Source organism: Myxococcales bacterium (assembly GCA_016703425.1).
In the GTDB taxonomy this organism is placed as follows: domain Bacteria; phylum Myxococcota_A; class Polyangia; order Polyangiales; family Polyangiaceae; genus JADJCA01.
In genome coordinates this window covers 401,758-422,970 of sequence record JADJCA010000011.1, presented here as the reverse complement: position 1 = coordinate 422,970, position 21,213 = coordinate 401,758, and the positions used below count along the sequence as shown (strand labels likewise).

The window sequence follows — 21,213 nt, the reverse complement described above, 5'->3', positions numbered from 1 at the left end:
CGGCGTCAGCAAGCGTGCGCCAGCCGCGCGCGGAGCTCCTCGAGCGAAAGGCCGACGACGCACACGCGCTTGCGGCGCGCGCTCGCCCCTCGAACCAGCGTGACGTCACGACGGGGGACGCCGAGCGCCTCTGCGAGAAACCGAACGAGCTCCTCGTTCGCCTCCCCCTCCTTTGGAGGCGCCGCGACGGCCACCTCGAGAGCCCCGTCACGCAGGCCGCGGACGGCGCTCTTCTTCGCGCTGGGCTTGGCGAACACCTCGAATTCCACGCCCGCGCCCTTGGCCGTCAGCGTGAGAGCCGAGGCGGCGCTCGCCTCTGCTACCCTGCCGGGCTCACCCATGTCGCGTTTCCGATGGCTCACCGCGGGAGAGTCGCACGGCCCACGTCTCGTGACGATCGTGGAGGGGCTCCCTGCGGGCCTCGCGCTGTCGGCCGACGACATCAACCGTGACTTGGCGCGGCGCCAGGTCGGCTACGGTCGCGGGGGCCGGCAGAAGATCGAACGCGACGCCGTCGCGATCCTCTCGGGCGTGCGGGGCGGCGCCACGCTCGGCTCTCCCGTCGCGCTCAGCGTCGAGAACCGCGACTTCGAGAATTGGCGCGACAAGATGGGCGCCGAGCCCTTCGCTGCCGCGCCCGAGCCGCTGACGCGTCCGCGGCCGGGACACGCCGACCTGGCCGGTGGGCTCAAATACGACCGTCACGATCTGCGCGACGTCCTCGAGCGGGCCAGCGCTCGCGAAACGGCGGCGCGGACGGCGGCGGGAGCCGTCGCACGGACGCTCCTTCAAGCCCTTGGCATCGAGGTCTCGGCTTGGGTCGAGGCCATCGGTGACGTGACGGCCAAGGCGGAGGGCTCGCTCGCGGACATCTCCGCGCGGGCGCTCGCGTCGGAGCTCGCGTGCCCCGACACCGAGGCGGAAGCGCGCATGCGCGCCGCCATCCTGGAGGCATCCCACGCCGGCGACACGCTCGGCGGCTCCTTTGTGGTCGTGGCGCGGGGCGTTCCGGCGGGCCTTGGGAGTCACGTGCACTGGGATCGAAAGCTCGACGGGCGCCTCGCGCAGGCGCTCATGAGCATCCAGGCCATCAAGGCCGTGGCCATCGGCGACGGCGCGTCGGTGGCGACGAAGCGCGGCTCCGAGGTCCATGATCCCATCGCTTACGACGAGACCAAGAGGCGCTTCGTCCGCGGCAGCAACCACGCGGGGGGCCTCGAGGGGGGCGTGACCAACGGCGAGGTGCTCGTGGCGCGCGCGTCGATGAAGCCCATCGCCACGTTGCGGCGCGCCTTGGCGAGCGTCGACGTCGTGACCAAGGAGCCCTTCGACGCAGCCTTCGAACGAAGCGACATTTGCGCCGTCGCGGCTGCGTCGGTGGTCGGCGAGGCCATGGTGTGCCTCGTCCTCGCCGAGGCGGTGCTCGAGAAGTTTGGCGGCGATTCCATGGGCGAGCTGCGGCGAAATTTCACGGGCTACCTCGCCCAACTGACGGAGTATTGATGCAAACGATCGTCATCAGCGGGCCGCCGGGCGTCGGCAAGAGCACGGTTGGCGCCGCCCTAGCGGCCACGCTCGACGTCCCTTTCTTCGACACCGACGAGCGGCTCCGCGAGCAGTCGGGGAAGGCTCCGGGCGAGCTCTTGCGCGAGCGAGGCGAGCCGGCGTTCCGCGCCATGGAGCGCGAGGTCGTCGATACGCTGCTCCGCGACGGGAAGCCGAAGGTCGTGGCCGTGGGCGGCGGGGCGCTGGTCGACCGCGAGCTGCGGCACCGCGTGGTGGACGCGGCGCTCGTGATCTCGTTGAGCGCGCGCACCGAGACGCTTCGCGAGCGCCTCAAAGGCGGTGAGGACCGCCCGCTCTTGGGCGGCGCGGGTGCCTACGGGGATGAGCTTCCGCGCCTCCTCGAGGCGCGACGCTCCGCCTACGCCGAGTGTCACCTCGCCCTCGCCACCGACGACGCGACGCCGAGCGAGCTCGCCGACAGCATCGTGCCGTGGATCAGCCGCTCGCTGGTGGCGATCCCGCTCGGCGAGCGTTCGTACACCGTTGAGATCGTTCGCGGGGACTCTACACGCATCGCCGACCGGCTCGCGACCATGGGGCCGTCGTCGCTCGTCGTCGTGGCCGACGCGCGGGTGCGACGAGCGCAGTTGGCCTACGCGACGGAGATGTTTCGCCCGCTCACGGTGCCGCGGATCGACGTCACGCTGGCGCCCGGCGAGGCGCACAAGACGGTGTCTTCCGTGTCCACCATCTGGGACGCGGCGCTCGGTGCAGGCATCGACCGCGACGCCGTCGTCGTGGGTTTCGGCGGCGGCGTGGTGCTGGATCTGGCTGGATTTGCGGCGGCGACGCTCCTCCGCGGCGTGCGATGGCTCTCCGTGCCAAGCACGACGCTGGCCCTCATCGACGCGTCGGTGGGCGGAAAAACAGGCTTTGATCACCCGGCAGGAAAGAACCTCGTCGGCGCGTTTCATCAGCCGAGCGGCGTCGTCGCCGACTTGGCTCTCCTCAGAACCCTGCCGGCTCGCGAACGGAAGGCGGGGCTGGCCGAGGCGGCGAAGATTGGCCTCTCGTCCGACGCTTCCCTCTTTCTTCGCATGGAAGAGACCGCAGAAGCGCTCGCGGCGGGCGACGAGGACGCGCTCCTCCCGGTCTTGCACGCGGCCATCTCCGCGAAGGCGCGCATCGTGCGAAACGACGAGACCGAGCGGGGCGAACGCGCGCTTTTGAACCTAGGCCACACGGTCGGCCACGCGCTCGAGGCTCACGGCGCCTTCACGCGGTGGCTCCACGGCGAGGCGGTCGCCATCGGGCTTGTGGCTGAGCTTCGCGCCGCCGCGAAGTTGGGCAAGACCGACCCGGCGCTTGCGGGGCGCGTCGCGGCCCTTTTGGGCCGGTTGGACCTCCCGACCGCCGCCAGCCATGCGGATCTGGCAGCCGCTTTGCCTTGGATTGACGCCGACAAGAAGCGCAGGGGCGCACAGGTAAGGTGGCCGGTCGTCTCCGCCGTGGGGGCCGCCTCGGTGGAGCCGGTGGCCCTGAGCGCCCTCAAAGCGGCGCTCCTCTCGGACTGACTTCGCGCGAATTTTGGCTCTCGGCGAACGCAGCCGGTACCCTTCTCCTTGGTGTTGCGTCCCGCCTTTTGTGGCGCGCCGCGCCGGAGGTTCCTCGGATGAAGCGGTTTCTTAACTATGGCGCTGCGCTCGGGTGCGTGAGCGCCGTCTTCGTCGCCTCGTGTGCCCATGACGACAGCACGCTCTTCGTGCTGAGCGTGCAGGCGCCGCCGACGGGTGGCGCCGGACAAGCCGGTTGCCTCTACAAGCCCGACCCGGCCCAGCCGACCCTCGTTTCGGGCACCATCGACGTCGAGTTCCTGGCGGCCTACCGGCCCTTCGTCCTGGTGGGCAACCAGATGATTCAGCAGGGTCGTTCCGAGGCCTTCCGCACGGAGACGTCGCGGATCACGCTTCAGGGGGCCACCGTGACGGTGGAGGACGCCGAGGGCAACCAGCGGGCGAGCTTCACGACGCTGGCGGCCGGCTTCGTCAATCCGTCCGCGGGTACCGTGCCCGGCTATGGCCTGGTGTCGGTCACGCTGATCAATCCGGCGCTCGTCGAGAAGCTCCGCGAGGAGATTCCCATCGGTGAGACCAAGCGCCTCCTCGCGCGCTTCAAGGTCTTCGGGCAGACGCTCGGTGGGCAGAGCATCGAGAGCAACGAATCCCAGTTTCCCATCAACGCCTGCAAGGGCTGCCTGGTTGATTTCCCGCCGGAAGCGGACGACGTCACCACTCCTCAGGTGGATTGCCGCGTCACGGGTGAGGCCACGGCCATTCCGCAGCCTTGCGTAAAGGGGCAGGACGAGCTCATCGACTGCCGCTTGTGCAACACCCTCGACATCTGCGATCCCAACAAGCGTCGGTGACGGCGCGAACCGCTTGGGCGCTTCTTGCGGCCCTCGCGACGACAGTCCCGGCGGCGCGGGCCGCGGCGAGCCCGGAGCTCAGCGGCGGCGCGACCGGCGGCTACGGACTTTCGCTAGGAGATGCGGGCGGCGGGCTTCACCTAGGCCTGCGCGGGGATCTGCTCTTCCTGCGCGAGCGGAACCGGAGCGGCGCACTTGGGCCCTACGTCGAGCTGCTCACGGTGGGCTTTGAACGCGGACTCGCGGGCGCGGGCCTGACAGCGCTCGTGCCGGGCTTCGAAACGCTCGCGATTCTGCCGTCGGCGGGGTTCTTTGGCGCTGCGGGCGACGGCGCTGGCGTCGGCGCCGCGGCGCAGGTCTTCGTGGGCCTTCGCGGTCACAATTTCCACAGCCTCTACACGATGCAGAACGGCCTCTTCGTGGAGGGCCGCTCGACCTTCGGCGACGGCCGACCGCAAGAGCTCCTGTTTGGGGCGCGGGTCGACTTGGGCGTTCTGGCGCTCCCGTTCCTGCTTGTTTGGGGCGCGGCCCGCTAGATGCGTGCATGATGCATGCTACCGGCGCAAACGCAGTGATTGCTCGACAACGGTCCAGGCTTGGGTGTTATCGTTCTCGTCGATGGAGCGTCGGACGGTGCAGCTGCACGTCGGTGGGCAGAGCTACAAGGTCGTCACCTCCGCGGGCGACGAAGAGCTCGGCCGCGTGGCGGGGATCGTGGAGTCGAAGATCCTCGAGCTGACGCCCAAGGGCCGAGCGCCGCAGCCGCAAGCGATCTTGCTCGCCGCGTTGGCGTTGGCCCACGACCTCGAAGAAGAGCGCGGCCGTCGGGAGACGCTCGAACGGCGCACGCGCGATCTCTTGCGACGCGTCCTCTTGCGCATCGATCACGCGCTCGAATCCAGCGACGCCGTCTGACGGAGCGGCCGTGAGCGCTCGGCCGCCGCCACCTGCCCTTCGGCACCTCCGCGAGGAGCTTCGGAGCCTCGCGGGGGCCGGCCTCTTGCGCGAGCGACCTCCCGTCTACCGGGGGCCGCGGCCGTCGTTCTGCAGCAACGACTACCTCGGCCTTGGCGAAGACCCGGGCGGCTTCGAGGGTCCGGGCGGCGCAGGAGCTTCGCGCCTCGTGGTGGGCGAGGCTGACGGCCACCGAGCGCTCGAACGCGAGTTGGTGGATTGGCTGCGCGCCGATGCGGCTTTGACATTCTCGAGCGGCTACGCCGCGAACGTCGGAGCGCTGAGCGCCCTCGCCCAGGCCGGCGACCTCATCGTCAGCGACCGACTGAACCACGCATCGATCATCGACGGGTGTCGGTTGAGCGGTGCGCGCGTGGCGGTCATCGACCACCTCGACGTGGCCGCCATGGAGGAGGTCCTTGTGGCTCGCCGGGAGTCCCGCGCCTGGGTGGTGACCGAGAGCTACTTCAGCATGGATGGTGACGGCCCCGACCTCGCTGCGCTCCGGGCGCTCTGCGATCGGTATAGCGCGGGGCTCATCGTCGACGAGGCCCATGCGCTCGGGGTGCTCGGGCCCGAGGGTCGCGGGCGCACGGCGCAAGCCGGCGTGGAGGCCGACGTGCTCATCGGGACCCTCGGCAAAGCGCTCGGCCGACAAGGCGCGTTCGTCGTTGGGGCCCAGGCGCTCGTCGACTGGCTGTGGAACCGGGCTCGTAGCTTCGTGTTCTCGACGGGCCTCTCGCCTGCGCTTGCGCATTCAGCGGCCCGGTGTGTCCGTCGGGCGCGAGAGGACTCGTCGCTCCGCGAGCGGTGCCTCGAGAACGCCACGACCCTGAGGGCCGCACTGGGGGCACCTCCAGGATTCGGGCCGATCATCCCGCTCGTGCTTGGCGACCCGGCGGTCGCCATCGCGGCGGCGGAGGCGGCGCGCGCCGAGGGCGTCCACGTGCAGGCGATTCGGCCGCCGACGGTGCCGACGGGCACTGCGCGACTCCGCGTTACGGCGAGCGCCCGACACTCCGCCGAGGACGTCGCCGCGGCCGCCGCCGTGCTCAAACGTTTCACGTGAAACACAGGCGTGGCTGGGCGCTGAGCCCAACGATGGCCGCTCAACGCGGGCGTCCGGCGTTCGCGACGGGGCCCACGATCGGCAAAGCGGGAACGTCTCCCGGTCTCCGCCGTGCGCCACGAGGTGCCCAGCGCGTTTCTCAAGAGGGTCCCGCGGTGGCCAACGCCGACGCCTCCACGGGCGCGGCGCGAGACCGCGACGGTGGCCCGGCAGGGGCGGACCGGGCGACGGCGCTCCGGTTCCGGTGGCGCGCCTTGGCCAGCACTCGCCGGGCGCCCGTGGGCTGCGAAGCGCGGCTCGAACGCGAGGCCTCTCGCGCCGCGGCGCAATGAAGTGCGCGGCCGAGCTGCCTCCCGTTGAAGCCGTGCACCTGCAGGTGGGGGACTTGTTGGGAACGCGGGCGCGAGCGGCGCGGGCGCGGATCACGGGATGACGGTCAGCCGGGTCGGGCCCACAGCGGCGCACGGGCTCCGCGGTGCCGCACCGGGGGTGCCGACCGAACCGGGCCACCCCAGTCGAACGCCCGCGCGATCGCGAGCCAAAGCGGGAGGACCCGGGCGGTGGGGGGCAGCGAGGCCGGGCAGCGGGAGGGGGGCGGGGCGGGCCGGGGCGGGCCGGGGCGGAGCGGGCCGGGGGCGGCAGAGTGAACACGGTGCATGCTAACCATCGTCCCCCGCCGCGCCGGCCCGGCCGGCCCCGCGCGCACGGCGCCACCGCCCCCCTCGACCTGCCACCGCCCCCTCGGCGGCGCGCCGTGACCCCACCCGCCAGCATGGCCGCCGCTCACCCCCTCGACGGCGAGCGCCTGTGCGAGTGCAACCTGCGCCGCATGCGCAGCAGGTTCGCCAACACACCCGCTCGGCGCCCAGGCGGTCGCGCCCTAACCATTGAAACTGTGCGTCCAACCCGCGGCGTTGGTCTCTTCGCAGCCTTCGCGACGGGACCACGGGCGGGCACCCGTAGCGCCTCGTTAGGCGCCTTCCGCGCCACCCGTCGCCGCGGGAGATGTTTCACGTGAAACACCTGGCGCGCTGCTCAGGCGCCCTCGCGCCATCCAGACCGATGAAGCGTGCCTAAGAAACTCCACCTCGTGGGTAACGACCACCACCCAACCTCCGCGCGACGCCTCTTCGCCGACGACTCGCTCAAGAAGCGCGACGCCGTCCGAATCAAGCCCGGTCGTCGGCTCGTCCAAGAGGAGCAGCCGCGGCTCGTTGAGGACCGCGCGAGCCACGGCGACGCGCTGCCGCTGACCACGCGACATCGTCCGCACGGGCCGATCCAGAAATGACTCCATGCCGAAACGCGCAGCGACCTTCGCGACCACTTCCGCGTCGAGTCCGTGGAGCGCGGCACACAAGGTCAGATTCTCTCGCGCGCTCAGATCCGCATACACTAGGAGCTCATGTCCCACCCACCCGAGCTGCGCCCTCACATCCTCGCGCGTTGGGCCGAGCGCGCCGAAGTCCACGTCGCCCGCCGTCGGCCGCGTCAGCGTCCCAAGAATCGACAGTATGGTGCTCTTGCCCGAACCGTTCGCCCCGCGAACCACGGTGATGCCGGGGGCCAGCTGAAGCGACACGTTCGTCAGCGCGCGCACGAAGCCGTAGGTCTTCGAGACACCCGAGAGCGTGATCACGTTGGAGGCCGGCGGGGCAGGCATGCGGGGGCGACAGTGCCTCGAGACACCAAACCAGCGCAAGTTGCGCGGCGAGGAACGGCACTCGATCGTGCTACGCTCGCGTCCATGACCGCAGCCGCCGCGGTAATCGCAGACGAGCTGGTCTCGACACTTCAACGCCTTCGAGACGCCGTCGCCATGGCCCTCGAGGGCAAGGAGGAAGCCGTCGAGCTCGCGCTCGTTTCCCTTTTGGCGCGCGGTCACCTGCTCATCGAAGACGTGCCCGGCGTCGGCAAGACCACGCTCGCACGCGCCCTCTCGCGCGCCGTAGGCGGCGATCTGAGACGCGTGCAGTTTACAAGTGATTTGTTGCCGAGCGATCTCCTGGGCGTCTCGGTCTACGACCAGCGGACGAGCGAGTTCGTTCTTCGGCAAGGCCCCATCTTCGGCAACGTCCTCTTGGCCGATGAGATCAATCGCGCGAGCCCCCGCACCCAATCGGCGCTGCTGGAGGCCATGAACGAGGGCCAGGTATCCATCGACGGAAAGACGCTGCCGCTGCCGGAGCCCTTCTTCGTCATCGCCACGCAGAATCCGCAAGATTTCGCCGGAACCTTCCCGCTGCCCGAATCGCAGCTCGACCGCTTTCTGCTCCGCATCCGCATCGGATACCCACCGCCGCAAGTCGAGATGCGGCTCTTGCTCGAGGGGCAAACCGACCGAGCCGGCGACGTCCCCACGGTGCTCACGCCCACGCGCCTCGTGGAGCTGCAACGACAGGTGCTCCGGGTTTCCCTCGACCCGGCCCTCGGCAACTACCTCCAGGCCGTCGTTCAGGCGACGCGCAGCGCCCCGACGCTGTCGCTCGGCGCGTCTCCGCGCGCGGCCATCGCGCTCGCCAACGCCGCGCGTGCTCGCGCCCTGCTCCGCGGGCGCAAGTACTGCCTCGCCGACGACATCCACGATCTCGCGGTGCCGGTCCTCTCGCATCGCATTCGGCTGGCGTCGCAGGCCGACGGCTTCATGCCCTCGCGGGACGAGGCCGAGGGCGCCCTCCGCGAGCTCGTGAACCGCATCCCCGTTCCCTTGTGAGCAACAGAGATGGCTGGATCGCGGCCCGAAAGTCCCTCGCAAGGTGATGCGGCCGCGCCGCGCTCGCTCCTCGCTCGCTTCCGGCGCTTCATCCGGCCGCCGCGCCGGCTGAAGTTCACCCGCGAGGGGAAGTTCTTCGTCGGCATCACGTTGGGCGTTGGCTTCGCCGCCATCAACACCGCCAACAACTTCTCTACCTGCTGCTCGGCATGTTGCTCGCGCTCATCGTCGTGAGCGGCGTCATGAGCGAGCTGTCGCTGCGAGACCTGAGCGTCTTGCGGCGGCTCCCGCAGCGCGCCCAGGTCGGGCGAGCGCACCTCGTTGAAATCGAGGTCTACAACAACAAGGGCCGCGTTCCCTCCTACGCCATCGAGGTTGAAGACCTTCGCGCGGGGCAACCGGCCGACAAGCGGTGCTTCTTCCTGAAGATAAGCCCGCGATCGGCGCAGGTAGCCGCCTACCGTCGAACGCCCACGAAGCGCGGTCGCGACGTTCACGTCGGCTTCCGCATCGCCACACGGTTCCCATTCGGTCTCTTCGAAAAGTCGCGCGAGCTCCAGGCCTCCGGCGAGCTCATCATCTATCCCGCCGTCGAAGCCGTGCAGCTGCCGGTGGCCACCGGAGGCCGCACCGCCCTGGGCGACGGCTCCATGGGCGCCGGGACCAGCGCCGACTTCCTCGGTCTGAAGGCGATGCGCGAAGGCGACGATCCGCGAGACATCTATTGGCGCAAGAGCGCAACCGGCCAGATGGTGATCCGAGAACGCGCCCGGGAAGCTCGGCCCGACGTGACGCTCCCGCTCGAGCTCGAGAGGCCTCGCGAGGCCACCGCCGAGTGGGACGCCCTCTTCGAGCGCAAGATCAAAGACCTCGCGTCCCGCGCCGTCGCGCACCTGAAGCGCGGTGACTCGGTGGCCATCCGCACGCAAGCGGCCATCGCCGCCCGCGCCGATCGGCTTGCCGGCGCCGACCCGATCCTTCGCTACCTCGCCCTGATCCAACCCTCCGAGGCTCGCGCCGAGGGTGGTCGCCCCGTCAAGGCGGCCGAGTAGACACCCATGCGATTCGGTCTCGTTCACCGCCTCATGACCGACGCGCTGGCGGCGCTCGGCGTCTTGGCCGTGGTGAGCACCGCATCGCTCGGCACAGTGACCAACGTGGGGCTCCTCGCGGGCCTCGCTCTGGCCCTCGCGGTCCCCGAGGGTTGGTCGGCGCGACCTTTCATGCGGCACCTCTCGACGGCCGCGCCGCTGGTGCTCTTCCTCGTCGAGGCCGTGCGCCTGCTCGCCGGCGAGTCGGTCCTCGAGGTCGCCGTCGAGTTCGCGGCGATGCTTCAGGTGTTGCGCATCGCGACGCGACGCGGCGCCGCCCACGACCAGCAGATCATCGTCCTGGCGCTCTTGCACCTCGTCGCCGGAACCGTCCTCGGTGGCGGCCTCGCTTACGGGTTGTGTTTTCTCGGCTTCCTCATCGTCGCGCCAGGCGCCCTGGTGCTCAGCCACCTGCGGCGCGAGGTCGAAGGCAACTATCGCCAAGGCGCCCGTGACCGCACAGGCCTCCCCGTCGACGTGCCTCGCATCCTCCGAAGTCGACGCGTCGTGGGCCGCGGATTCTTGGGCGCGACCTGCCTCATCTCCGTTCCCATCTTTCTCTTCACAGCGACGCTCTTCTTGCTCTTCCCGCGCGTGGGACTGTCTCTTCTGCTCCTCAACCACTCGCGCGCGGGTCGCATGGTCGGCTTCTCCGACAAGGTCGACCTAGGGCAGGTCGGTGTATTGCGCAATGATCCCTCCGTGGCACTGCGCTTCGACCTGCCCGACTTGCCTCAGCCTCCTCCCCCACGCATGGTGCTCCGTCTTCGCGGCACGGCCTTCGACGCCTACGACGGCCGTGCCTGGTCTCGAACAAAGACGGACCGCAGCGAGGCCCGCCCGCGACTCGGCTCGTCGGTCTACCCCTTGGCGCGGGACCCGAGCCGAGGCGATCGACGCATCGCCTTCGACTTGGAGCCCATCGACCCGGCGCCCTCGGTGGTGTTCCTGCCTCCGTCGGCCGTCGCCGTTGAGCTGAAGCCCCTCAACCAGACCGTCTTCGGCGACCCGCTGCGTTTGCTCATGGGCCCCGAGGGCGAGCTCCGCTACGCCGGCGCCGACGCGCACGGGCTCCGCTACGACGTCATCCTGGCAAAGGACGGGGAGCGCATCGTCGAGCCCATCGTCGAGCGCGGCCGGTACCTCTCGCTCCCGCCCGACTTGCCCAAGCGTATCCACGCGCTCGCCGAGGAATGGACCCGCGGCGCGACCACCGACTACAAGAAGGCCAAGCTCCTCGAGGAGAAGCTCCGCACCGTCTACCGGTACGACGTCGGCTCTCCCTCTGGCGGGACGCCTCAACCGCTCGACCACTTCCTCTTCGAATCAAAGCGCGGCCACTGCGAGTTCTTCTCGACGGCCATGGCGGTCATGTTACGCGCCGCCGGCGTGCCCTCGCGCAACGTGACGGGGTTCGTGGGCGGGACCTACAACCGCTTCGGTCGCTACTACGCGGTCCGCGAGGGCGACGCCCACTCCTGGGTCGAGGCGTACATCGCCGACGATCCGGCGCGGCCCGGCTGGTTCACGTTCGACCCGACGCCGCCGGCGGCGGCGCAGCCGCTGGTTCCCAATGTGGGCGCCGTCATCTACGTCCGCGACTTGCTCGACGCCATGTCGCAGCGCTGGAACCGATACGTCGTCGGCTACGATCGCCGCGCCCAGTCGCGCATCTTCGACGCCGTCGAACGCCGCTACCACGAGCTCCGGCGGCGCCTCGGCGCCGACCGCGGACCTTGGGAGCGCTGGACGCGCGCGCCCTACCTCGCCGGCACCACGCTCGGCGTCTTGCTCATCGCGTACCTCGTGTGGAAGCGTTGGCGCTCGGCGCCAACGAAAGCGTCGCCGCCGCCGGCGAAGGCCACCTCGCGCGCCCTCGAAGCCGCGACGGCGCTGTACCGCGACCTCGAGACCGCCCTGCTCCTCCACGGCATCGGGCGACCGCCGGCCCTACCGCCGCTCCGGCACGCGGAAGAGCTCGTGGCGCAACGGCACCCGCTGTCGGGCGAGGTCCACGCGCTGACGTCCCAATACTTGGCCGCTCGTTTCGGTGACACCCCGCTCACCGACGACGACGTGAAGCGGTTCGCCGACCGCGTCCGCTCCGTCCGCAGCGCCGAGCTCCCGGAGAGCGCTGCGGGTCCCGGCCTCTAATCGGTCGGGGCCCCCGTGCCGCGCTCTTCGCGTCAGTTGGAGACGCGACCCGCGAACGCCAGCGCGCCGCCCGAGGCGGTGACGACGATGGTGCTGCCGGGCGCGAACTCTCCCGAGAGCACGCGCTTCGCAAGCGGATCCTCAAGGTGGCGCTGGATCGCGCGCTTGAGCGGCCGCGCGCCAAACTGCGGATCCCAGCCGACCTCGCCGAGGAAGTCCTTCGCCGCATCGTTCAGCTCCACGAAGAGCTCGCGACGGGCAAGGCGCTCGGCAAAGCGCTTGAGCTGAATGTCGACGATGCGGCGGAGCTCGTCGCGGCGGAGCCGCTCGAAGACCACGACCTCGTCGAGTCGATTCACGAACTCGGGACGGAACATCTTGCCGATCTCCTCCATCGCGGCTCGTTGCAAGAGCTCCCGCTTGTCGTCCGGCTCGAGGCCGCTCTTCTCCTCGATGGCCGTGAGCGCCTGCGAGCCCACGTTGCTGGTGAGGATGATGACGGTGTTCTTGAAGTCGACGGTGCGGCCCTGGCCGTCGGTGAGGCGACCGTCATCGAGGACCTGCAAGAGCGTGTTCCAGACGTCGGGATGAGCCTTCTCGACCTCGTCGAAGAGCACCACGGCGTAGGGGCGGCGGCGAACCGGTTCGGTGAGTTGCCCGCCCTCTTCGTAGCCGACGTAACCGGGCGGCGCGCCGATGAGCCGAGAGACGGTGTGCTTCTCCATGTACTCGCTCATGTCGAGGCGAATCATGGCGCGCTCGTCATCGAAGAGGAATTCGGCCAAGGCGCGGGCCAGCTCCGTCTTGCCGACTCCCGTCGGACCAAGGAAGAGGAAGCTCCCGATGGGCTTTCGCTCATCGGAGAGGCCCGCGCGAGAGCGGCGCACCGCGTTGGCCACCGCCGTGACGGCCAACTCCTGACCGACGACGCGGCGACGCAACCCCTCTTCCATCTGGAGGAGCTTCTCGGTCTCGCCGGTCAACATCTTGCTCACGGGGATGCCGGTCCACTTCGCGACGATTCCCGCGATGTCTTGATCGGTGACCTCCTCTCGGAGGTACGACGTCTTCTCTTGCACCTTCGCGAGGGCGCGTCGCAGATCTTCCGTCTGCTTCTCCAGCTCCGGCAGCTTGCCGTAGCGAATCTCGGCGGCTTTCCCGAGCTCGCCGGCCCGCTCGGCCTTGTCGGACTCAGCGCGCAGGTCTTCGACCTTGGGCTGGATGGCGCGAATCTGCTCGATGACCTCCTTCTCGCGAAGCCACTGCGCTCGCATGCCGTTGGCCGTCTCCTCCAGCTCGGCGAGCTCGCGCTTAACGACGTCGAGGCGCGCCTTCGAAGCTTGATCGCGCTCCTTCTTCAGCGCTTGCTGCTCGATCTGGAGCTGCGTTAGGCGACGCTGCACGGCGTCGATCTCCGACGGCATGCTGTCGACCTCCATCTTGATCTTGGCCGCCGCTTCGTCGACGAGATCGATGGCCTTGTCGGGCAGGAAGCGCTCCGTCACGTACCGATCGCTGAGCGTCGCCGCGGCCACGATCGCCGAGTCCTGGATGCGGATGCCGTGGTGGACTTCGTAGCGCTCCTTGAGCCCGCGCAGGATCGCGATGGTGTCGAGGACCGACGGCTGCGCCACCACGACCGGTTGAAAGCGCCGCTCAAGCGCCGCGTCCTTCTCGATTCGCTTGCGGTATTCGTCGAGCGTCGTCGCGCCAATGCAGCGGAGCTCGCCGCGCGCCAGCGCCGGCTTCAGCAGGTTGGCCGCGTCCATGGCGCCCTCGGCGGCGCCGGCTCCGACGATCGTGTGGATTTCGTCGATGAAGAGGATGATCTGCCCGGCGGCGCTCTCCACCTCCTTCAAGACAGCCTTGAGTCGGTCTTCAAACTCACCGCGATACTTTGCGCCGGCGACGAGCGCGCCCATGTCGAGCGAGACGACCTTCTTGTCTTTGAGGCTCTCGGGCACGTCGCCGAAGACGATGCGCTGCGCGATGCCCTCGACGATGGCCGTCTTGCCGACGCCCGGCTCTCCGATAAGGACCGGGTTGTTCTTCGTGCGTCGCGACAGCACCTGCATGACGCGACGAATCTCCTCGTCGCGTCCGACCACCGGGTCGCTCTTGCCCTTCCGCGCTTGCTCGGTCAGGTCGCGGCAATACTTCTCGAGCGCCTGAAACGTCGTCTCGGGATCCTTCGAGGTCACACGCTGCGACCCGCGCACGGCGGACAAGGCTCGCAGGAGCTTTTCGTAGCTCACGCCGCCGCTCTGCTCGAAGAGGCCTTGGCACTCGCGGTCGTGCTTCGCCATGGCGAGGACGTAGTGCTCGACGGACACGAAGTCGTCCTTCAGCGTCTTCGCTTCGTCCTCTGCCTTGCGCATGATCTCGAGGACGCGACGCGACATGCCCGGTTCGGCGCCACCGGTCACCTTGGGCAGGCCGTCGATGCGCTTCTGCGCCAGGGCGCGAACGGCGCTCAGATCGCCGCCGGCCTTCTGAAGGAGCGGCCCGCCGACGCCGCCTTCTTGATCGAGAAGCGCCACGAGGACGTGCTCCGGCACAAGCTCTGGGTTTCCGTTGCGGCTCGCCAGGTCGACGCCTTGCCGGAATGCCGCTTGGCTGTTGGTGGTCATACGGTCAGGTCGCATGGGTACGGCTCCCTACGAAAAACGTGGGCTACGAAATGTGGTCGTCGGCGCTTGCGCACCGGCCCAACCGGGTTCGGTCGCGGCGAGCAGGCCGCTCGCTGACCCACGCCAAGGTAAATCGCCGAAGAGCCGGCGCAAGGGCGCGGAGCTTGCAGTCGCGGCGATCCCATCCCCCGGCTCGCGGCTCGTGGCGCGCCGTTGGGCCACGAAGGCGCCCCGACGCCCACTTAGAAGGGGACGCAGCGCCCGTCGCGATTGGACCAAAGCTGCGTGAGGCGATAGCCGCCGATCGGCGTCGGCACGTCTTGGTTGCAGAGATCGGCGATCTCGCCGACGCCGACGTTCTGATCGCGGTCGCTCATCCAGCCGGTCCCAACGACCGGGTCGGTGGCCATCTCCGCGAGCTCGTGCGAGACCGCTCGGGGACTCTGCCCGAGGTCGCACGGCGGAAACACCGCGTACGGCTCGAGGCCCGTGTGGCGGTGGTAGGCGCCGACGTCGACGCACGACTTCCACACCTTGGTCCCCCGATTGCCAAACGAGACGGCCGTGCCCTTCGGCAAGAAGAACAAGTAGGCGTCCGCTGGGGGAACGATCGACGCGCCGCTCTTCGGATGAAGCAGCAGCTTGATCTGCGCCTCGAGCGCCTCGACGCTGACGAGCGGCTCCGCCGCCATGGCGCCGGCAAACGCGAGCGCTTTGGGGATGCGCTGCGCGCCCGCGAGCCGGCCTGGCCCGACGCCATATTGAGCGAGAGTCTCCCAGTAGGCCGCGCCGCTCGTGAGCGTGAAGGCGACGAGCGCGTCGCGTTCGGCCTGCTGGGCGCTCGACGCTCCACCCTCCGATACGTCGCCCACGTGGACGACACGAACCGTCATCTTCGCGAGGACGGGCCCGCCGTGGTTGGTCACGCGCGTGGTCGCGATCGGCTGCTCCTGCTTCGCGTAAACGGGCGCCGGCGGTGGCTCCACGCCGCGCGCCACGAGCTTCGCCTGTTCGTCACGAGACTCGTCGTCGACCTGGCCGCTGCAGGCGATAACCGACATCATCGTGGCGATCACCCAGCGCACACCCTCGATGCAAGCATCTCCCGGGCCGAAGGTGAAGTCTGCGAATAGGCGCACACAAGGCGCTCTGGGCGCCTCGAAATGCGCGACGCCATTCTGATTCCGCGAAGGCCGATCGCGCGGCGCCGCGGGAAAGCGTCACGAATCTGACGCCACCGGGCCGTTGCGCCTAACGTCCCACACTGCGACCCGGGCGGGTCGCGCCTCGCTCAGATGTCGAGGTTCTTCACGCTGAGCGCGTTGTCTTCGATGAACTGGCGGCGGGGCTCCACCTGATCGCCCATAAGGACACTGAAGATTTGGTCGGTCTGCACCGCGTCGTCGAGGCGCACCTGCAGCATCACGCGGGCATCGGGGTTGAGGGTCGTCTCCCAGAGCTGCTCGGGGTTCATCTCGCCGAGACCCTTGTACCGTTGGATCTGCGTGCTCTTGCGGCCGCGCGCGTCGATGAAATCCCACACAGCGTCGGCGTCGGCGAGCTCCGTTTCCTTCGCGTCGCTGTCGTCTTCGTCGTCGCGCTTGCGAATCGTCTTCGCAAAGTAGGGTGCCGGACCCAAGGACCGGACATCTTGCTCGATGGCGTAGAGCTCCTCGTATTCGGCCGACTCGACGAGCGCCCAGTCGATGACCGTGGGGCGGGCGTTGGAGCCGGGGCGCGGTACGACGCGGATCGTCGCGGCGCCATGTTCGACCTCCCAGCCGACGTCGAGCGAGATCGGCGCGCAGTCGGGGTAACGCTTCTCGAGGTACGCCTTCAAGAGCGGCGTGGCGGCCTCGACGCGCTTACGCTCGCGGAGCTCGTTCTTGCCGAGGCCCGTCGCGCGGAGGGCCGCCGCGACGATCTTCGCGTCGGCTCGGCGATCGATCTTCGACAGCGCGCGGCGGAACATGCGCAGGCGCTCGGCCAAGCGGAGCAGCGGCTCCCCCGACAGCGTGGGCCCCTTGGAGGCGCGGAGCGCGAGCCCCTCGACGCCGTGCTCCAAGAAGAAGCGATCGAGCGCCGGCTGATCCTTCAGGTAGATGTCCTTCTTGCCGCGCCGGACTCGATAGAGCGGCGGCTGCGCAATGTAGAGGTATCCGCGCTCGATGATCTGCGGCATCTGACGGTAGAAGAACGTCAGGAGCAGCGTGCGAATGTGGCTGCCGTCGACGTCGGCGTCGGTCATCAGGACGATCTGGTGGTAGCGGAGCTTGTCGATGTCGAAGCTGCCTTCGCCGATGCCGCAGCCGAGCGCTTGGATGAGCGTCCCGATTTCCGCCGACGAGAGCATCTTGTCGAGGCGCGCCCGCTCCACGTTGAGGATCTTGCCCTTGAGCGGGAGGATCGCTTGGAACTTCCGATCGCGACCCTGCTTGGCCGAGCCACCGGCGCTGTCTCCCTCAACGATGTAGAGCTCCGCTTGTTGCGGATCTCGCGTTTGGCAATCAGCGAGCTTGCCCGACAGGCTCGTGAAATCCATCTGGCCCTTGCGAACGACCTCGCGAGCCTTGCGGGCGGCCTCGCGCGCCTTCGCGGCGATGACGGCCTTCTCCATGATCTTGCGTGCCGTCTGCGGGTTCTCCTCGAAGAACCGTCCGAGCCGCTCACCGACCACGTTCTCGACGATGCCCTTCACCTCGCTCGAGACGAGCTTCGACTTCGTCTGCGAATCGAACGACGGGTCGGGGTGCTTCACGCTGATGACGGCCGTGAGGCCTTCGCGGATGTCTTCGCCGGAGAGGCCGCTCTTCACGTCCTTGAAGAGCGAGTGCGACTGCCCGTAGGCGTTGAAGACGCGCGTCAGCGCGGCTCGCAAGCCCGTGAGGTGCGTGCCGCCGTCCTTGTTGTTGACGTTGTTCGTGTAGCAGAACACCTGCTCGCTGAAGCTCGAGTTCCACTGGAGCGCGAGCTCCACCTGAATGGCGGCGCTGGCGCCCTCGGGAGTGTGCTCGGCGTTGATGTTCACGACCTGATCGTGCACCGGCTCCTTGGCCTTGTTGAGCAGCTCGACGAACTCGGCGATGCCGCCGCCGTAGGAGAAGAGATCCTGACGCGGCTTGCCGGCGGTCACCTCTCGCTCGTCGGTCAGGGTGATCTGGAAGCCGGCGTTCAAGAACGCGAGCTCGCGAAGGCGACTCGCGAGGATGTCGTATTGAAACTCGGTGATGGTGAAGATGTCGTGATCGGGCTTGAAGCTAACCTTCGTGCCGGTCTTGTCGCTGTCGCCGATGCGCTCGAGGGGAGCGACGGGGACGCCGCAGCGAAACTCCTGAAAGTGAACGTGCCCTTCGCGCTTGATCTCGAGCTTGAGCCACTCGGAGACGGCGTTGACGGCGCTGACGCCGACGCCGTGGAGGCCGGCGGAGACCTTGTAGCTCGAGTGGTCGAACTTTCCGCCGGCGTGGAGCTTCGTCATGACGAGCTCCGCGGCGCTGATGTCGCGACCGAGTTTGCGCGACTCCTCGAGGTGCTTGCCGACGGGAATGCCGCGGCCGTTGTCTTCGACGGTGAGCGAGCCGTCGAAGTGCACCGTCACGTCCATGCGCGAACAGAATCCGCCGAGGTGCTCGTCGACGGCGTTGTCGACGGCTTCCCATACGAGGTGATGAAGGCCCGAGCCATCGTGCACGTCGCCGATGTACATGCCCGGCCGCTTGCGAACGGCTTCGAGGCCTTCGAGCACCGTGATGCTGTCGCTGCCGTAGCTCGACGTGGTGGGGGCGTTCGTCTGGGGAGTTTCGATGGGCTCTGTCATGGGGGCTCGGTGATGCGAAGCCGTCGGAAACGTGCGCGGAAAGTCACGCTTCGAAGGAGCCGCGGAGCATACCCGAAGCCCCCCCTCGAGGCCACCCCCAAGGCCCTCTAATTAGGCTTTGATTTCAGGTATTTACTGCCGTCGCGATGGCGCCCTCGCGGACGGTCCAATCGCGCCGCGTTTCGTCGCCAAAGGAGAGACCTTCGGCGTCTCCGAGGACGATGAGCTCCGGCCGCGTCGTCGTCAAAAAGACCTGCCCCTCGAGGTCGCGCAAGAACGCCATGAGCGCGCGCGTCCGCTCCCGGTCGAGCTCACTCGAGACGTCGTCGAGCAGGAGAATCGGTCTCGCGCCACGCGCATCCCCGATGACCTCGATCTCGGCGGCCTTCAGCGCGAGCACGAGCGCGCGGTGCTGCCCTTGCGATGCGGTCCCACGAACGGCGTGCCCGTTGATGAAGAGCGCGAGCTCGTCGCGATGCGGTCCGATGCTCGCGCTCTTTCTCCGCATGTCGACGGCGCGGCTCTCCCAGAGCGCCTTCAGGTACGCGGTCTCGTCTTCCGGTGCGCTCGGCGCGAAGGCTCCCGTGAGCGTGAGGTCGGGCGCGGCGATGCGTCGGAAGGCGCGCTCCGCCGCGGTGAGCAGCGCCTCGCTGGCGCGACGACGAACGCCCATGATGCTCATGCCGTGACGCACCGCGAGCGCCTCCCACTGGTCCAAATCGCGAGCCATGGCGCCGCGCGTCTCGAGCGCGCGTTGACGCTCACGGATCGCGCGAGCGTAGGCATCGGCATCGGCCAACGAGCCCGGCGCCGCGTAGAGTCCGGCTCTATCGAGGAGGCGACGTCGCTCTCCGCTGGGCCCCTGCGAGAGCGCCACCTCGCCGGGGTGAAACACGACGACCGGCGTCTTGATGGCATAAGCCGCCAGCGACGCGGGTCTCTTGCCATCCACTTTGACCGAGCGGGCGCCACCTTGGAGGCCGACCACCTGCTCTCGGGCGATGTCGTGCTCGGAAGGCCCTTCACGAACGACGAGCTTCGACGTCGCGAGCGTCTTGTGGTGCCCGACGACCTCCGCCAGCTTCGTCGTGCGAAAGCTCCGCGTCGTGCCGCCGAGGTAGATGGCCTCGAGGATGTTCGTCTTGCCTTGACCGTTATCGCCGGCGATGACGTTGAAGCGCGGCGACGGCGCGAGATCGACGTCGCTCAGGTTTCGGAAGCCGCGCAGCGAAATCGTCTCGATGATCAGCGGGCTCTTTTGCTCGCCATCGTTGGCGCGCGTCTCGAGCGGCCGGTCACCGATCTCGATAGCCGCCTCCATCGTCAGATGCGCATCGGCATCACGACGGCCAGAAACTCGCGCGCGCTGTTGGGCTTCACCACGGCGGGGTCAAGCTCGCCGGAGAGGCACAAGACGACCTCGTCCTCATCGAGCGCGGCGAGCACGTCGAGGAAGTACTTGGCGTTGAAGCCAACGGTCATGGGCGCGGCGCCGTATTCGACCGCGATCTCATCGAAGCCATCGCCCGTCTCGGGCGACTCGCTGGTGATTCGCATCGCGTGTTTCGCGAGCGAGAGCTTCACGCCGCCCGTGCGCTCGCTGGCGGCGACGGCAACGGCCTTGAGCGCGTCGGCGAAGGCCGAGCGAGGCACGCGGATCTGCTTCTCCGAGTTTTGCGGAATGACTTGGGCGTAAGGCGGAAACTGCGCGTCGACGAGCTTCACGCTGAAGCTCGTGGTGCCCGCTTGGAAAAACGCGCTCGAGCCGCTCTGCGTGATCTGCATCTGCGGCTTGTCTTGATCCTTGCCGGCCTCGCCCATCATGTCGTCGGCGAGGCGACGCAGCTCGTGGATGGCCTTGAGCGGGATGAGCATCGTTGCCGAAGCCTGTCGACCGGGAACCTTCACCTCCATCTTCGAGAGGCGGTGTCCGTCGGTCGTGACCATGCGAACGACATCACCGTCCCACTCGAAGAGCGCCGAGTTGAGGTGCGCGCGCGTTTCGTCGGTGGAGATTGAGAAGTGCGTCTTCGAGATCAGCTCTTGGAGCACGGCCACGTCGAGCGCGAGCGACGGCGCGCCCTCGGCGGCGGCCGGCAACGGCGGAAAGTCATCGCCCGGCATGCCGCGCAACGTGTACCGGCGCGCGCTGCCGGAGGCCTTGAGCGTCGTCGCAGCGTTGTCGCCCGACGCGATGGTCACGGGACCGTCGGGCATCATCTTCACGCGCTCGAAGAGATCTTTCGCGGGGACGGCGACGCTGCCGGCTTTCTGAACTTCGGCCGCGATTTTGCCGGAGATCGCCAGGTAGAGATCCGTGGCGGAGAGGCGAAGTGTGCCCGAGCTGTCGGCCGTGAGGAGCACGTTGGAAAGAACCGGCATCGTGCTTTTGCGCTCGGCAACGCCTTGCACGCGGCTCACGAGCTTCAGCAGATCTTTCTTCGCAACCGACAATTCCAGCATGGGACCCTCAGGCAAGACGGAGACAGGACGGCGGCTCTTGGAAGCTCGCGACGGGCTCACCTACATCGTCGCGATTTGGGCGGGACGCAAGCCTCGGCACCCCATGTTTTGGCTCCACTGGAGCTGCCTCACGGGCGAGAGGGCGCGGTGCTCTTCTCTCCAGATCTTCTTAGAGATTTAAATCCTAGAAGTGTTGATAGAGCCTGTGGAAATGTGGACAGCCACGAAATCCCATTGAACATCAGAAACATCGACCGTGTATGTCATGTGGAGTCGAAGGTGGGATGACTGGGGGCGGATGGGGGCAGATGTAGTCAAGAGACTTTCCCCCACCGGAATCCACGGGATGCTCCCCCCTCAACTCCAAGGCTTACCCACAGGCCGTTTGTGC

General features: G+C 68.3%; 15 protein-coding genes and 1 pseudogene. 9 read left to right on the top strand and 7 right to left on the bottom strand.

Going from position 1 to position 21,213, the window contains the following annotated elements; genetic code table 11:
- Positions 1 to 5 precede the first annotated feature (5 nt).
- Positions 6 to 341: a DUF167 domain-containing protein gene (locus IPG50_22620; protein ID MBK6694978.1), complete on the bottom strand. Its 336-nt coding sequence runs from the start codon at positions 339 to 341 to the stop codon at positions 6 to 8.
- On the opposite strand from IPG50_22620, the gene aroC reads away from it, so the two are divergent.
- From aroC to IPG50_22590, 6 genes are all read left to right on the top strand, one after another.
- Positions 340 to 1,503, top strand: a complete 1,164-nt coding sequence (aroC, locus tag IPG50_22615; protein ID MBK6694977.1) for a chorismate synthase — start codon at positions 340 to 342, stop codon at positions 1,501 to 1,503. The genes IPG50_22620 and aroC overlap by 2 nt on opposite strands.
- Positions 1,503 to 3,080: a 3-dehydroquinate synthase gene (gene aroB, locus IPG50_22610; GenBank protein ID MBK6694976.1), complete on the top strand. Its 1,578-nt coding sequence runs from the start codon at positions 1,503 to 1,505 to the stop codon at positions 3,078 to 3,080. The genes aroC and aroB overlap by 1 nt, the downstream gene beginning before the upstream one ends.
- Positions 3,081 to 3,178: 98 nt before the next feature.
- Positions 3,179 to 3,931, top strand: coding sequence for a hypothetical protein (locus IPG50_22605; GenBank protein MBK6694975.1), 753 nt, complete (start codon positions 3,179 to 3,181; stop codon positions 3,929 to 3,931).
- On the top strand, positions 3,928 to 4,467 hold the full coding sequence (locus tag IPG50_22600) for a hypothetical protein (GenBank protein MBK6694974.1): 540 nt from the start codon (positions 3,928 to 3,930) through the stop codon (positions 4,465 to 4,467). The genes IPG50_22605 and IPG50_22600 overlap by 4 nt, the downstream gene beginning before the upstream one ends.
- 82 nt (positions 4,468 to 4,549) lie before the next feature.
- Positions 4,550 to 4,846: a cell division protein ZapA gene (gene zapA, locus IPG50_22595; GenBank protein MBK6694973.1), complete on the top strand. Its 297-nt coding sequence runs from the start codon at positions 4,550 to 4,552 to the stop codon at positions 4,844 to 4,846.
- 10 nt (positions 4,847 to 4,856) lie between these two features.
- Positions 4,857 to 5,954 carry an 8-amino-7-oxononanoate synthase gene (locus IPG50_22590; protein MBK6694972.1) on the top strand — a complete coding sequence of 366 codons (1,098 nt, stop codon included), beginning with the start codon at positions 4,857 to 4,859 and terminating at the stop codon, positions 5,952 to 5,954.
- 970 nt (positions 5,955 to 6,924) lie between these two features.
- On the opposite strand, the gene ccmA is transcribed toward IPG50_22590, so the two are convergent.
- Positions 6,925 to 7,617: a heme ABC exporter ATP-binding protein CcmA gene (gene ccmA, locus IPG50_22585; protein ID MBK6694971.1), complete on the bottom strand. Its 693-nt coding sequence runs from the start codon at positions 7,615 to 7,617 to the stop codon at positions 6,925 to 6,927.
- A gap of 84 nt (positions 7,618 to 7,701) precedes the next feature.
- Between ccmA and IPG50_22580 the strand changes: the two genes are divergently transcribed.
- The 3 genes and pseudogenes from IPG50_22580 to IPG50_22570 all read left to right on the top strand — a co-directional run bounded on the left by IPG50_22580 (position 7,702) and on the right by IPG50_22570 (position 11,912).
- Positions 7,702 to 8,667 carry an AAA family ATPase gene (locus tag IPG50_22580; protein MBK6694970.1) on the top strand — a complete coding sequence of 322 codons (966 nt, stop codon included), beginning with the start codon at positions 7,702 to 7,704 and terminating at the stop codon, positions 8,665 to 8,667.
- Between the two features lie 9 nt (positions 8,668 to 8,676).
- Positions 8,677 to 9,719 (top strand): annotated as a pseudogene (locus IPG50_22575) (DUF58 domain-containing protein).
- 6 nt (positions 9,720 to 9,725) lie between these two features.
- The gene (locus IPG50_22570; GenBank protein ID MBK6694969.1) at positions 9,726 to 11,912 is read left to right on the top strand and encodes a DUF3488 domain-containing protein; all 2,187 of its coding nucleotides are present in this window, start codon (positions 9,726 to 9,728) and stop codon (positions 11,910 to 11,912) included.
- Between the two features lie 32 nt (positions 11,913 to 11,944).
- Here IPG50_22570 and clpB read toward each other — a convergent pair whose 3' ends face one another.
- From clpB to dnaN, 5 genes are all read right to left on the bottom strand, one after another.
- On the bottom strand, positions 11,945 to 14,557 hold the full coding sequence (clpB, locus tag IPG50_22565; GenBank protein MBK6694968.1) for an ATP-dependent chaperone ClpB: 2,613 nt from the start codon (positions 14,555 to 14,557) through the stop codon (positions 11,945 to 11,947).
- A gap of 227 nt (positions 14,558 to 14,784) precedes the next feature.
- Entirely contained in the window at positions 14,785 to 15,606 is an 822-nt protein-coding gene (locus IPG50_22560; protein MBK6694967.1) for a hypothetical protein, read from the bottom strand.
- 227 nt (positions 15,607 to 15,833) lie between these two features.
- A complete protein-coding gene (gyrB, locus tag IPG50_22555; protein ID MBK6694966.1) occupies positions 15,834 to 18,359 on the bottom strand; it encodes a DNA topoisomerase (ATP-hydrolyzing) subunit B in 2,526 nt (841 codons plus the stop codon).
- A 124-nt stretch (positions 18,360 to 18,483) separates the two neighbouring features.
- Positions 18,484 to 19,680 carry a DNA replication and repair protein RecF gene (gene recF / locus IPG50_22550; GenBank protein ID MBK6694965.1) on the bottom strand — a complete coding sequence of 399 codons (1,197 nt, stop codon included), beginning with the start codon at positions 19,678 to 19,680 and terminating at the stop codon, positions 18,484 to 18,486.
- A gap of 2 nt (positions 19,681 to 19,682) precedes the next feature.
- Entirely contained in the window at positions 19,683 to 20,819 is a 1,137-nt protein-coding gene (dnaN, locus tag IPG50_22545; GenBank protein ID MBK6694964.1) for a DNA polymerase III subunit beta, read from the bottom strand.
- Between the last annotated feature and the right edge of the window lie 394 nt (positions 20,820 to 21,213).